15 protein-coding genes are annotated in these 13000 nt (G+C 69.1%); 3 read left to right on the forward strand and 12 right to left on the reverse strand.

Annotated elements, in window-relative coordinates; translation table 11 throughout:
- Positions 1-188 precede the first annotated feature (188 nt).
- Both AB5L52_RS25185 and AB5L52_RS25190 read left to right on the forward strand, forming a co-directional pair.
- The gene (locus tag AB5L52_RS25185) at positions 189-1046 is read left to right on the forward strand and encodes a helix-turn-helix transcriptional regulator (RefSeq protein WP_023549527.1); all 858 of its coding nucleotides are present in this window, start codon (positions 189-191) and stop codon (positions 1044-1046) included.
- A gap of 189 nt (positions 1047-1235) precedes the next feature.
- A complete protein-coding gene (locus AB5L52_RS25190; RefSeq protein ID WP_351571875.1) occupies positions 1236-1427 on the forward strand; it encodes a DUF397 domain-containing protein in 192 nt (63 codons plus the stop codon).
- Positions 1428-1571: 144 nt separating this feature from the next.
- Here the strand turns inward: AB5L52_RS25190 and AB5L52_RS25195 are convergent, their stop codons facing one another.
- The 5 genes from AB5L52_RS25195 to AB5L52_RS25215 all read right to left on the reverse strand — a co-directional run bounded on the left by AB5L52_RS25195 (position 1572) and on the right by AB5L52_RS25215 (position 6668).
- A complete protein-coding gene (locus AB5L52_RS25195) occupies positions 1572-2438 on the reverse strand; it encodes a MerR family transcriptional regulator (protein ID WP_351028946.1) in 867 nt (288 codons plus the stop codon).
- Between the two features lie 71 nt (positions 2439-2509).
- On the reverse strand, positions 2510-2998 hold the full coding sequence (locus tag AB5L52_RS25200; protein ID WP_351028948.1) for a glutathione peroxidase: 489 nt from the start codon (positions 2996-2998) through the stop codon (positions 2510-2512).
- A 62-nt stretch (positions 2999-3060) separates the two neighbouring features.
- Positions 3061-4038, reverse strand: coding sequence for a slipin family protein (locus AB5L52_RS25205; RefSeq protein WP_351028950.1), 978 nt, complete (start codon positions 4036-4038; stop codon positions 3061-3063).
- 133 nt (positions 4039-4171) lie between these two features.
- Positions 4172-6145, reverse strand: coding sequence for a potassium transporter Kup (locus AB5L52_RS25210; RefSeq protein WP_369366347.1), 1974 nt, complete (start codon positions 6143-6145; stop codon positions 4172-4174).
- 337 nt (positions 6146-6482) lie between these two features.
- The gene (locus AB5L52_RS25215; protein WP_351028954.1) at positions 6483-6668 is read right to left on the reverse strand and encodes a hypothetical protein; all 186 of its coding nucleotides are present in this window, start codon (positions 6666-6668) and stop codon (positions 6483-6485) included.
- A 146-nt stretch (positions 6669-6814) separates the two neighbouring features.
- Here AB5L52_RS25215 and AB5L52_RS25220 point away from each other — a divergent pair, with 146 nt between their 5' ends.
- Positions 6815-7309 (forward strand): hypothetical protein, encoded by a 495-nt coding sequence (locus AB5L52_RS25220; protein ID WP_369366349.1) that lies wholly within the window; start codon positions 6815-6817, stop codon positions 7307-7309.
- Here AB5L52_RS25220 and AB5L52_RS25225 read toward each other — a convergent pair.
- From AB5L52_RS25225 to AB5L52_RS25255, 7 genes are all read right to left on the reverse strand, one after another.
- Positions 7299-7943, reverse strand: a complete 645-nt coding sequence (locus tag AB5L52_RS25225; RefSeq protein ID WP_369366351.1) for a polysaccharide deacetylase family protein — start codon at positions 7941-7943, stop codon at positions 7299-7301. The two genes, AB5L52_RS25220 and AB5L52_RS25225, sit on opposite strands and share 11 nt — an antisense overlap.
- 174 nt (positions 7944-8117) lie before the next feature.
- Positions 8118-8576 carry a Fur family transcriptional regulator gene (locus tag AB5L52_RS25230; RefSeq protein WP_369366353.1) on the reverse strand — a complete coding sequence of 153 codons (459 nt, stop codon included), beginning with the start codon at positions 8574-8576 and terminating at the stop codon, positions 8118-8120.
- A gap of 13 nt (positions 8577-8589) precedes the next feature.
- Entirely contained in the window at positions 8590-9465 is an 876-nt protein-coding gene (locus AB5L52_RS25235; RefSeq protein ID WP_369366356.1) for a metal ABC transporter permease, read from the reverse strand.
- Positions 9462-10370 carry a metal ABC transporter permease gene (locus AB5L52_RS25240; RefSeq protein ID WP_369366358.1) on the reverse strand — a complete coding sequence of 303 codons (909 nt, stop codon included), beginning with the start codon at positions 10368-10370 and terminating at the stop codon, positions 9462-9464. Before AB5L52_RS25240 ends, AB5L52_RS25235 begins: the two co-directional genes overlap by 4 nt.
- Entirely contained in the window at positions 10367-11290 is a 924-nt protein-coding gene (locus AB5L52_RS25245) for a metal ABC transporter ATP-binding protein (RefSeq protein ID WP_369366360.1), read from the reverse strand. The genes AB5L52_RS25240 and AB5L52_RS25245 overlap by 4 nt, the downstream gene beginning before the upstream one ends.
- Before the next feature lie 8 nt (positions 11291-11298).
- A complete protein-coding gene (locus AB5L52_RS25250) occupies positions 11299-12276 on the reverse strand; it encodes a metal ABC transporter solute-binding protein, Zn/Mn family (RefSeq protein ID WP_369366362.1) in 978 nt (325 codons plus the stop codon).
- A 316-nt stretch (positions 12277-12592) separates the two neighbouring features.
- The gene (locus AB5L52_RS25255; protein WP_369366364.1) at positions 12593-12985 is read right to left on the reverse strand and encodes an SCO5389 family protein; all 393 of its coding nucleotides are present in this window, start codon (positions 12983-12985) and stop codon (positions 12593-12595) included.
- Positions 12986-13000 lie beyond the last annotated feature (15 nt).

Below are 13000 nucleotides of genomic sequence, written 5' to 3' on the forward strand. Positions count from 1 at the left end.
TCGACTGCGTCCAAGGCACTCCACGGCACTCCATGGCACCCCATCGGGTGGCGTCCCGTGGCGAACTGACGCGTACGCGCCGCATATCCGCCGTTTCCCAGCGGTAGAAAGCACCTTGGTGGCAGTCTGCTCAACAGCAGATACGGAAAGTGTTAAGCAACAGGCAGGCAGCCGGAGGTGCACGTCCCGTGGCGTCCAATGTCAATCCCACTGTCAGGCGGCGCCGGCTGGGCCAGGAGCTGCGCAGGCTCCGCGAGCTCAAGGGCATGACGGCCGAGGAAGTGGCGGAACGACTGCTGGTGTCGCAGTCGAAGATCAGCCGGCTGGAGAACGGCCGCAGAAGTATCAGTCAGCGCGACGTGCGTGATCTGTGCGGCGTGTACGAGGTCGAGGACCAGCGGATCGTCGACTCGTTGATGGAGATGGCCCGCGATTCGAGACAGCAGGGGTGGTGGCACACCTTCGGGGACATCCCGTACAGCGTGTACATCGGGCTGGAGACCGACGCCGAGTCGCTGCGGGTGTACGAACCCCAGCTGGTGACGGGTCTGTTGCAGACCCACGCCTACGCGGAGGCCCTGGTGCAGGGCGCGTTGCCGGAGACGTCGACGAACGAGATCGAGAAGCGTGTGCAGGTGCGCATGCGCCGACAGGAACGTATCACCGCCGAGAACAACCCGCTCCGGCTGTGGGTGGTGCTCGACGAGGCGGCGCTGCGCCGGGTCGTCGGCAGCAAGCTGGTGATGCGCGAACAGCTGGACCATCTCATCGAGATGTCCCAGCTGCCGCATGTCACCGTGCAGGTGCTGCCGTTCGAGGTGGGCGCGCATCCGGGGCTCAACGGCCAGTACGCGATCCTGGAGTTCACCGACGCGGCCGACTCCAGCGTGGTGTACCTGGAGGGCGTCACCAGCGATCTGTACCTGGAGAAGGCCCAGGACGTACAGAAGTACGCCGTGATGTACGAGCATCTGCGGGCACAGTCCCTCAACGTGGAGCAATCCCGGCAATTCATTGCGAAGGTGGCCAAGGACTACGCGGAATGAGCCGTTGTCACGGAGGGCGCCGGATCTTACACCGTCGGTCCGCCTTTGCGGAAGGCCCACCTGGAATATGCCATCCGGTTGAGTGAACGACTACTCCAGCAGAGGCAGTTGCCAGGTAGCGTCGATCACGCCAATCAGCCGACAAGGTTGGCGTGAACCGCACTACCGCAACTCGCAACAGGAGTGGACATGGCACTGATTCAGGGCGCTTCGGAGACGTGGATGAAGTCCTCCTATTCCGCGGGCAACGGCGCCTGCGTCGAGGTCAAGTCGCCCACCGCCGCCGAACTCGCCGTCCGCGACTCCAAGGTCACCGAGGGCCCGGTCCTGGCCTTCCCCGCCGACGCGTGGAACGCCTTCGTCACCTCGGTCAAGGCCTAGGGGGTCCTCCCTGACCTTCGTCCGTAAAGAACCCCCGACGAACACAACTTCACAAGCACCACCAGAAGAGCCCTCTCGACCAGTCGCCGTCCTTGCCGAGGGGGCTCGGCCGTGCGTGGGGCCGTGCGTGGGTCCGTGCGTGGGTCAACGCACCGGGAACGCCACGTCGCACACCGCGTCCTGCGGGCCCGCCGCGTCCCAGTCCGCGAAGTAGATCTCGCGGCAGGGGCCGGCCATCTCCAGGCCCTCGCCCGCCATCCACTGCTCCACCGCCTCGAAGGCGGCCAGGATCTGCGGGTGTGCCACCTGGGCCTTGGTGATCCGGGTGTACGCCAGCCGGGCCGCCGGCTCCACCCGTACCGCCGTCTCCCACGCCCGCCCGCGCCCGGCGGCCCACGCCCGGGCGGCCGCCTCGTCGGCCACCGGCACACAGGACTCGGCCGGGCCGTCGCTCTCCATCGACACCTCGGAGTGGTATACGACGAACGGTGCGCCCGTGACGCCCCCGCACTCCCGCGCGGCGGCCGTCAGCCGGTCCAGCGACGCACCGATCCACGTCGGCAGCTCGTCGGCCAGCGTGTGCCGCGACTCGGTGATCACCACCTGCGCCGGTACGTCCACGGTCTCGATCACGAACTTCTCGTACATCTCGGAGCTCCTCCCCGACAGTCGTCCACGGAGGTACTCGGCGAGCGTCCGCTGCCCGGCCACCCGGCTCTCCACGTCCGCCCAGTAGGCGGCGAGCCGGTCGGCGGCCTCGGGACCCTGGGCCCCGAGCACCTCGCCGATCCGGGCCAGCGGCATGTCCAGCTGCCGCAGCAGGGCCACGAGCCGGGCGCGCTCGACCTGGTCGGCGCGGTAGTAGCGGTAGCCGCTGGTGTCGTCGACATGTGCCGGCGCAAGCAGGCCGAGCCGGTCGTACAGGCGCAGCGCCTTGGCCGACAGCCGGGCCCGCGCGGCGAACGCGCCGATGGTGAGCAGGTCGTCGTCCACGATGCCATCCTCCGTCACCGGGCGGATCCTTATCCCCGCCCGGTGACGGAGAGGCTCGGCCCTGCCCCAGGGGCAAGGTCAAGCGATGGTCAGGCCAGCTGCCCCTCGATGGCCGCCACGACCTCGGCGGACTCCGGCTCGGTCTGCGGCGAGAACCGGGCGACGACCGTGCCGTCCCGCCCGATCAGGAACTTCTCGAAGTTCCAGCGGATGTCGCCGCTGTGCCCCTCGCCGTCGGCGAACCCGACGAGACGCTCGTACAGCGGGTGCCGCCCCGCCCCGTTCACCTCGACCTTCTCGGTGAGCGGGAAGGTCACGCCGTACGTCGCCGAGCAGAACTCCGCGATCTCCTCGGCGGAGCCGGGCTCCTGCCCGAGGAACTGGTTGCAGGGCACACCGAGCACGGTGAAGCCCTGCGCGGCGTACCGCTCCTGGAGCTTCTCCAGGCCGGTGTACTGCGGGGTCAGGCCGCACTTGGAGGCCACGTTCACGATCAGCACGGCCTTGCCCGCGTACTGGGGGAGGTCGGCGGAGCCGCCGGTGAGGGCGTCGATTTCTACATTCAGCACGTTGGTCATGCCTGGATGCTATGCGCCCACAGGGGTGCCGGGACGGCCGGTCCGGCGGCTCCCGGCGCCGGCTACGGCCCCTCGACGTGTCCCTGCTGCGGCCAGGCCTGGGGCTGCGGCTGGGGCTGCGGCCAGGCTTGGGGTTGCGGCAGTGGCTGGGGCTGTGGCTGGGGCTGCTGGGCCGGGGCGGGAGCCCCGGGAGCCGGAGTTCCTTGAGCCGGAGCCGCCTGAGTCGGAGCCTCGTGCACCCCGCTCTGCGCCTGCGCCGCCTTGTTGACGTCGGCGTCGATCTTCTGCGCGGCCCGGTCGAAGTAGCGCAGCAGCTCGACGGGGAACGGCATCACGAGGGTCGAGTTCTTCTCGGCGGCCACCTCGACGACGGTCTGCAGCAGCCGCAGCTGCATGGCCTCCGGGGTGTCGGACATGATCCGGGACGCGTTGGCGAGCTGCTGCGCGGCCTGGAACTCGCCGTCGGCGGTGATGACCCGGGCCCGCCGCTCCCGCTCGGCCTCGGCCTGCCGGGACATGGAGCGCTTCAGCGACTCGGGCAGCTGGACGTCCTTGATCTCGACCCGGTCGATGTGGATGCCCCACTCTGCGGCCGGACTGTCGATCATCAGCGCCAGCCCCTCGTGCAGCCGCTCCCGATCGGTCAGCAGGTCGTCCAGGTCGCTCTTGCCAATGATGGACCGCAGGGAGGACTGGGCGACCTGCCCGACGGCGAAGACGTAGTCCTGCACCTCGATGGCCGCGCGCACCGGGTCGGTCACACGGAAGTAGACGACCGCGTCGACCTTCACCGACACGTTGTCCTTGGTGATGCCCTCCTGCGTGGGTACGGGCATGGTCACGACCTGCACGTTCACCTTGCGCATACGGTCGGCGAAGGGGATCAGGAAGGTGATGCCGGGCTGCCGGTGGTGCGGCAGGGCCCTGCCCCACCGGAACACGACCCCACGCTCCACCTGGTTGACCACGCGCATACCGCTCTTCAGCACGAGCAGCGCAAACAGCGCCACCACGACGACCGCCACCACGGTGCCCTCCATGGCACTCCCTTCCTCGCAACCGGCACGGACATCGGCAAGGACACCACCGACGGCCGAAAGGATGCGGCCCCGACGTCATGACTCCGTCAAGATTCCCCGACCACCGGTCCGGCCATCAGTGACCGGCGCGCGATTACACCTCGATGTGCGAGCCCATGATGACGGTGCGGTCGCGGGGCAGGCCGAAGTACTCGGCGGCGTCGGCCGTGATGTAGGAGGTGGCGATGAACAGCCGCTTGCGCCAGGGCGCCATCGTCGGCGCCTTTCCGCGCCGGAGCTCGATCTTCGACAGGAAGTAGGACGCCTGGTCGAGGTCCAACGGCCCCTCGGTCTGAGCCGGGGTGAGCATGGCCAGGGTGCTGGGCACGTCCGGTGTCTCCATGTAACCGAACCGGGCGGTGACATGGATGATCCCGTCGTCGGTGTAGCCGAGGTCGTCGACGGTGATCCGCCGGCCGGCCGGGACGCGGGGCACGGGCTCGGTCTTCAGGGAGAGGATCACGACCTGGTCGTGGCGTACGTGGTTGTGCTCGACGTTGGCCCGCATGGCCAGGGGCGCGGTCTGCTTGCCCCGGTTGAGGAAGACGGCCGTGCCGGGGATCCGGAGCGTCGACACCTTCCCTGAGCGGAGGTCTTCGATGAACTCGGGCAGTGGACCTTCGAGCCGTGCTCGTTCCGCGGTGACGAGCTCGCGGCCGCGCTGCCAGGTGGTCATGACGGTGAACGCGGTGACGCCGATCAGCAGCGGCAGCCACGCGCCGTGGACGAGCTTGGTCATGTTGGCCGCCACGAACAGCAAGTCCACGAAGAGCAGGACCGCCGCGCCGATGGCGACCAGCCACCGGGGCGTGCCCCATTTCGCGCGGGCGACGTAAAGGAACAGCAGGGTGGTGATGGTGATGGTGCCGGTGACCGCCATGCCGAACGCGAAGGCCAGGGCCGCGGAGCTGCGGAAGGCGAAGACGAGGGTGAGGACCGAGACCATCAGCAGCCAGTTGATCCAGGGGACGTAGATCTGGCCGATGGTGGATTCGGAGGTGTGCGCGATCCGTAGCCTCGGCAGGTAGCCGAGCTGGGCGGCCTGGGAGGTCACCGAGTACGCGCCGGTGATCACGGCCTGGGAGGCGATCACTGTGGCCGCCGTGGCCAGCACGACCATCGGCAGCCGTCCCCAGTCCGGTGCGAGCAGGAAGAAGGGGCTGCTGATGTTGTGCGGGTCGGCGAGGATCAGGGCGCCCTGGCCGAGGTAGCTCAGGATGCAGGCGGGGAAGACGAGGAACATCCAGGCGCGGGTGATCGCCCGGCGGCCGAAGTGCCCCATGTCGGCGTACAACGCCTCGGCGCCGGTGACCGCCAGCACGACCGCGGCCAGCGCGAAGAAGGCGGTACCGAAATGGCCGAACAGAAAGCCCAGTGCGTAGGTCGGCGACAGCGCCCTGAGGATGGCCGGATGGTCGGCGATCCCGGCGACACCGCAGGCGCCGATGGCCACGAACCAGGCGATCATGACCGGTCCGAACACCCGGCCCACCGCGGCGGTTCCGCGGCGTTGCACCAGGAACAGCAGGACGATGATCACCGCGGTGATGGGCACGACCGCACTGTCCAACGACGGCTGGACGACCTTGAGTCCCTCGACTGCGGACAGCACCGAGATCGCCGGGGTGATCATGCTGTCGCCGAAGAACAGCGACGCACCGAAGATGCCCAGCGCGGTCAGCACGGCAGCGGTCCGTCCGGCCCGGCGCGAACTCCACTGCCGTACCAGGGTGATCAGTGCCATGATGCCGCCCTCGCCGTCGTTGTCGGCGCGCATCGCCAGCAGCACGTAGGTGACCAGGACGATGATCACGACCGACCAGAACACCAGCGACACCACCCCGTACACGTTCTGCGTGGTGACCGGGACGGGGTGCGGGTCGCTCGGGTTGAAAACGGTCTGGAGGGTGTAGATCGGGCTGGTTCCGATGTCCCCGAAGACCACACCGAGGGCACCGATCACCAGCGCGAGGCGTGCCGTGTCATGCGCGCTCGCGCGACGAGCCTCAAGCGCCCCCGGGGGTGGCAATCCGTCATCCGCTCCGTTCCCCTGCCGGCGATCGGCCATGGTGGTCCTCCTCCTTGCGGGCCGCTGTGCCGAAGGCCCGGCGCATCGGGACGGACAATACCGATCACCAGCGCGAATACCGGTAGGCGGGCCGCTTCGTTTCAGCGCCGTCTTCGCGCTGACGGGCCTGCGCGGCTCGTCGAGGCGGAACACTCGCGCCCGTCGATGCCGAGGTCGCGACCATCACGTACACCATGGGCCCGAAGAAGCCGGACTGGGGGCAACCGGGCGCAACGACAGCGCGGTTACGGCCCCTGCACGACATCTCCGCGCGGCTGGTCATCAACGAGGACGCGAAGAAGGGGCAGCTGCGCATGCTGGGTGCTCTCGCCGTTGGTCAGTGCAGCAGCAGGCCGAAGACCCGGATGTAGTCGGCGAGGCGGCGGAACAGTTTGGGCACGATCACCTGCTCGTCGGTGAGCGAGGCGAGGCTCTCGATCTTCGCTCCGGTGGCCGTCACGTCGTACGACCAGACGCTGCCCGCGACTTTGGCCGCCCTGGCCTGCTGCGTGGTCGTGGTCATGTTTTGGCGCTGAGCTGAGCGAACGGCTGGGCTGTGGCTTCTTGGGGCTCGACTGCTTTCACCATCGTTCCCGTGGTTCCCTGCTCGATCTGGTGCGGTTGTGGTGCGGGGCCGACGGGCGTCGCACCAGTGGCTACGGTCGGTCTATGCAGTGGTTCACCTTGATCAGCACCGTAGTTGGAGCGGCGATCGCCACAGGATCCGCCATGCTTCTGGACCGTCAACGGTGGAAGCGGGAACGCTTGGATCGTGAGACGCAAGCGCGTCGTGCCCTGTATGGGGACTACCTGGCCGGCCTGTCCGAGTCCCGTCACGCCTGCGGCAACATGGCTCGTGACCCGGACATGGAACCCTCGACGCGCCGCGCCACAGCTCGCGAAGCGTTCGGGCCGTGCATCGGACTGAGGTATCAGATGACCATCAGCGCACCCAGCCGCGTCGTAGAGGCCTCGGAGGATGCCTTCCGCCGTCTGCGCGACCTCCGCGATCGGGTGATGGAGGGAGTCTTGGTCACTGATCCCGTGTACCTGGAGGGGCGCCGAACTTATGACGATGCTCTTGCTGTGCTTCGGGCGCGTATGCGAGAAGACCTCCGCGTCAGTGAAGACAGCACTGCGCCCAACACCACACCTAGGGCGTGACGAAGTGATAGCCGGCGTCGAGCAGGCGGGGAAGTACGAGGCGTAGGGCGGCCACTGTCTGGGAGCGGTCGCCTCCGCCGTCGTGTTCGAGGATGATCGAGCCGGGATGGGCGTGGGCCATGATTCGCTCGACGATGCGCGAGATGCCCGGTCGTGACCAGTCGTGGGGGTCGACGGACCAGTCCAGGAGCCGCATGCCCAGCTCGCGGCAGGTGGCCAGGGTCGGCTCCGACCAGGCTCCGTAGGGGGCGCGGAAGATCGTGGGGCGCCGGCCGGTGACCTTCTCGATCGTGTCGCTGGTGCGTTCCAGCTGGGAGCGGACGGTCGTGGCGGACGCCCGGGCCAGGTCGGCGTGGGTCCAGGTGTGGTTGGCGATCAGGTGGCCTTCGGCGGCGACCGCCCGCACCAGGCTGGGGTACGCGCTGACACGGGCGCCGACCTGGCAGAACGTGGCGGTTACGGCGTAGCGGCGCAGGATGTCCAGCACCTGCGGAGTCCATTCGGGGTTCGGACCGTCGTCGATGGTCAGCGCGATCGCTCGTGGGCCCTGGTGAACGTAGAACTCCGGCCTGCCCGGCAGCTCGACGTAGGCCGGCTCGCTGGCGTGAGAGTCGCCCGGATGAGTGGGCTTCACGGTGTCGGGTGTCGACGTCCCTGTGTGTTCAGGCGTACGGCCAGGGGCTGTGCAGGCGCTGAGAAACATCAATCCGCCGACTGACAGCAGGGCCCGGCGGGTGACATGTGTACTGCCTGTGTTCTCCATACCTTTGCTAACTGCATTGCCCCAGAGGGTGGTTGCGCTGTTTGTTCATGGCCGTCCGGCCGTCGCTCGTCGTCGGTCACAGTCCGGGCACACTCCGGACAGTTCCACCGTGTGCCGGACGTTCGCGAAGCCGGAGGTCCGTGCGATGGTGTCCGCCCAGTCCTCGACCGGGCCGGAGTCGACGGGCTGGCTCAGGCCGCATTCGGTGCAGAGAAGGTAGTGGCGGTGGTCGGGGCCGGGGCGGTAGCGGAAGAGGCGTTCGCCGCCTGTGTCGCGGACCATGTCGGCCCGGCCGGCTGCGGCCAGGGCCGTGAGGGTGCGGTAGACCGTGGACAGGCCGACCGGTGAGCCGTCGGCGGCGAGCCGGTTGTGGAGTGCCTGGGCGCCGACGAAGCCCTCGGCCCGGATGAATGCCTCGACGACGACGGTGCGTTGCTGGGTGTGGCGGCCGATCAGCGTGACGTCGGCCGACGGTGTGGGGGCGGGGGGTCGGTTGCGCTCCATCGGGTGCCTTCGCTCATGTGCCGGCGGGGACGGCGGTTGCGGTTCTCGTACGAGGACCGGGGACCGGCCGTCGTATCAGGAACGTCGCGGCGTAGACGGCCGTGGCGACGGCCATGATGGCGAAGCTCGGTGGCATGCTCGGCACCGCGTAGGAGGCGAACAGACCGGCCCACATCTCCAGTACCGCCAGTGCGGCGGCGAGGGCGAGTGCCCGGTAGGGGCGGTCCGTGAGGCGGATCGCGGCGCCCGCGGGGGCGGCGAGCAGGCCGAGCAGGAGCAGGGAGCCGACCGCCTGGGTGGCCTCGGCGGCGCTGATCCCGGCCAGGGCGAGGAAGCCGTAGCCGAGCAGCCGGACCGGTACTCCGCGGGCTGCGGCGACGGCTTCGTCGAGCGTGGCGAACAGCAGCGGCCGGGCGATCACTACCACCAGCAGCCCGACTCCGGCGGCCACCAGGGCGGCGACGACCGCGCCGGCGGAGGAGATGCCGAAGACGGAGCCGAACAGGACGCTGACGCCGGCGGTTCCGTTGGTGGTGCTGTGGGAGGTCGTGTAGAGGGTGATGAAGAAGGCGCCCAGGCCCAGGATCCAGGAGAAGACGCTGCCGATGACCACGTCGTCGGGGCGGGCACGGCGGCCGAGCGTGCCGAAGAGCAGCGCCATGGCGATGGTCGCGGCGAACAGTCCCAGGCGCAGGTCCGCGCCGAAGGCCAGGGCGGCCATCGCGCCGGTGAAGGCGACGTGGCTGAGCGCGTCACCGGTGAAGACCTGGGCGCGCAGGACGAGGAAGTAGCCCACCAGCCCGGAGGCGGCGGCGATGGCGGTCCCGGCGAGGAACGCATGCTGGAAGAACGGCTGGGACAGCGGGGATGCGGCCAGCAGGACGGTCATGCCCCCACCTCCACGGAAGTGAGCCGGGCGCCGGTCCGGCTGCCGAGCAGCGTGTGCAGCGAGCGCCGGCCCAGGGCGAGTACGTATCCGGCGAAGGCGATGGTCGTCACGAAGAAGCCCAGGGGATAGGGCCAGTAGTAGGCGGCGGTCAGGCCGAGCCACGTGGCCGCGAACGCCAGCAGGACGGCCAGAGCCAGGCTCAACGCAGGGCGGGCGGTGAGGACTTGTGCGGTGGCGACCGGGATCACCATGAGGGCGAAGACCAGGAGGGTGCCGGTGATCTGGCTTGCCTCGGCGGTGGCGGCACCGAGCAGGACGAGGAAGAGCACCGAAAGCGCCCGGACCGGCACCCCGCGCCCGGCGGCGACCTGCGGGTCGACCGACGCGAACAGCAGCGGCCGCCCGATCACCGCCAGCACCGCGAGTACCACCGCACCGACCACCATCAGCACGGTCACCTGCGAGGACGTGATTCCCAGGAAGGTGCCGAAGAGGATGGTCTGCGGCCCCTCCAGCAGCCCCTTGTACAGGGCGATGAACAGGAACCCGGAGGCCATCAGGAACGCCTGCACGGTCCCCGTGAGTGCGGACTCGTGGTGGTCTCCGCCGCCGCGCAGGGTCGCGATGACCAGTGCGGCGGCCGCACACAGCGTGAAGTACCCGTAGACCGCGCTGACCCCGAGCAGAACCGCTCCGGCAGCGCCCGGGAAGGCGACCACGGAGACGCTGTGCGCGGCGAACGTCTGGCGTCGTAGCACCACGAACCATCCCACGAGCGCGGAGACCACGGCCACGACCGCGCCGGCGCGGAACGCGTTGACCATGAAGGGGTAGGACCACATCTCCTGGAAGTCGGCGAGGAGGTTCCACGACCAGACCGGTGCCCCCGTCTCAGCGAGCGTCATGACCGCTCCCCGGGGGTGTCGTGCCGGTCGGTGTGCATCGCGGGCGGCTCCGGCTGGCCCACCACGACCAGCCGCCCGTCCGAGGCCCGCAGTACCTCGACCGGCGTGCCGTAGAGCCGGGTCAGCGTCTCGGAGGTGATGACCTCGCCCGGGGTGCCGGTGGCGGCCCCGCCCTCGGCGAGATACACCACGCGGTCCAGGTGGTGGAGTATCGGGTTCACGTCGTGGGCGACCATGACCACGGAGACGTCCTCCTGGTGGCAGATCCGCCCGATCAGCGCGGCGACCGCGCCTTGGTTGGGCAGGTCGAGGCTGTCCAACGGCTCGTCCAGCAGGAGCAGTTCGGGCCTGCGGACGAGCGCCTGGGCGATCAGCAGGCGCTGCTGCTCGCCGCCGGAACACTGCCCGATCGGCCGGTGCGCGTACGCCGACGCCCCGACCAGCTCGATCACCTCGTCCACCCGCGCACGCTCGGCCCGCCGCCGCGCACTCGGGAACGGCAGCGGCACGCCCCACCGGTCACCATCCAGCCCCATACGCACCACGTCGATGCCGCGGATGCGCAGGTTGGCGTCGAAGCTGCGACGCTGCGGCAGGTAGCCGATGCGGTCGTTGGCCTGCCCCGGCCGGGCGTCGAGCACTCGTACGTCACCGGCCGCGGCGGGCAGGGTGCCGAGCAGGACCTTGATCATGGTGGACTTGCCGACGCCGTTGGGACCCAGTACCGCGGTGAACTCGCCGGCCCCGATGCGAAGGTCCACCCCCGACCAGAGCATCCGGCCGCCGACCCGCACGGCGGCGCCGCGCAGGGCGACCACCGGGCCGCTTCCGGTTCCTTCGGCCGTGTTGTCGTGGCTGCTACTACGGCGGGTAGGGACGGTGTGGGTAACGGCTTCGCGGGCCTTCGTTATCGGGTTCATGGGTCAGTTCACTTCCCGGTGGCCTTGGCCAGGGCCTGCTCGATGCCCTGCAACTGCGTGGTCTGCCACTGCTGGAAGGTGGCCCCGGCAGGGCTGAGGGTCTCGGTCACCGTGGCGACCGGGATGCCCTGCGCCTTGGCCGCCTTGACCTGTGCCTGCACGTCGGGCGTGGAGTTCTGGGAGTTGTAGACGTAGATCTTGATCTGCTTGTTCTTGATCTGCTGGTCGATGGTGGCCTTGTCCTTGGCCGTGGGGTCGGAGCCCTCGCTCATCGCGTCCAGGAACGTCTCCGGGGTGAGCATCTTCAGCCCCAGGCCCTCGGCGAGCGGCGTGACGATGGACTCGGAGGCGCCGATCGGGGTGCCCGCGTACTTCGCCTTGATGTCGGCGATGAGCTTGTTGTAGCCGGCGAGCGTCTTCGTCTCGAAGGTCGTCTTCTGCTGGTCGAAGTAGGAGGCGTCGGCCGGGTCGGACTTCTTGTAGTCGGCGGTGATCTTCTCGATGACCTGGCGGACGTTGTCCGGGGAGTACCAGCGGTGCGGGTTGCCGCCCGGCTTGATCCCGACCAGGTCGCCGACCTTCAGCTCGGTGCGGTCGCTGCCGGGGTTGGAGGCGAGGAGCTTGTCGGCCCAGGCGTCGTAGCCGATGCCGTTGACGATGGCGTACTGGGCGCCGGCCACGGTGCGGGCGTCGGCGGCGGTCGGCTCGTAGGCGTGCGGGTCGGTGTCCGGGTTGTTGATGATGCTGGTCACCTTCACGTGGCTGCCGCCGAGCTGGGAGGCGATGCTGCCCCAGAAGTTCTCCGCGGCCACCACCTGGATCGTCTTGCCCGAGCCGCTGCCGCCTCCGGTCGCGGCGGTGTTGCTTGTGTGCGAAGAGGAGGTCGAGCAGGCGGTCGCCGTCACGGCCGTCAGGGCCGCCGTCGCGGTGACCAGGGCGATCCTCGCGGAGGGCCGGGGAGTACGGGAGGCGGGGGAGGTGGACATGCGGGAGCTCCTTCGGGCGATGGCCAGGCACGCGGCGGACACGCACCGAGCCGTGTGGCGACACCTCCGACGCTAGATGGGAATGATTTTCAGATCAATGCAAGATGAAAACCGTTGCCATCTCTTGACCGGGCGTGCGACTGCTCAGGGCTTGGCAGCCAGGGGGCGCGCCGGATGCAGGCGGGACAAGCGTCGGCGGCCGTCGCTCAACGAGGACTGGTGGGTCCTGGTGGGCGACGGCCGCCGAGGGGGCGAGGTGGCCGGCCTGATTGCCGTACGCCGGTTCCGGCAGTCGGCGGTCGCGACCGTCAGTGGTTCAGCAGTCGCGGAACTCCGGCGACTGGTTGAGGATCTGCGCCCGCAGGGAGGTGAAGCGGGTGTGGGTCTCGCCGCCGCGCGCCTCGGGGTGGAAGGCGGCGACGCGGTGGCAGTTCTGGAAGGCGAGGGTGATGCCGAAGTGGCGTTCCAGGCTGCCCCTGATGGCGTCGCTGGACAGGGCGCGCAGCAGCTGGCCGCGCTCCTGCTCGGAGGGCGGCGGGGTCTGATTGTCGGCGAACTCCGCTGTGCCGGAACGAAGTTCCGTGGCCAGGCGGGCGACGAGGTCGTAGGCGTACGGCAGGGACATGCGGACCGTTTCCACGAAGTCCTGCTCCCGCACTTCGCCGTTCTCGGCTTCGGCGAGCAGCTGCGGGGAGACGTCGAGCGACATGAAGGGCTGTCCTGT

The sequence above is a fragment of the Streptomyces sp. CG4 genome (assembly GCF_041080655.1).
Classification (GTDB): domain Bacteria; phylum Actinomycetota; class Actinomycetes; order Streptomycetales; family Streptomycetaceae; genus Streptomyces.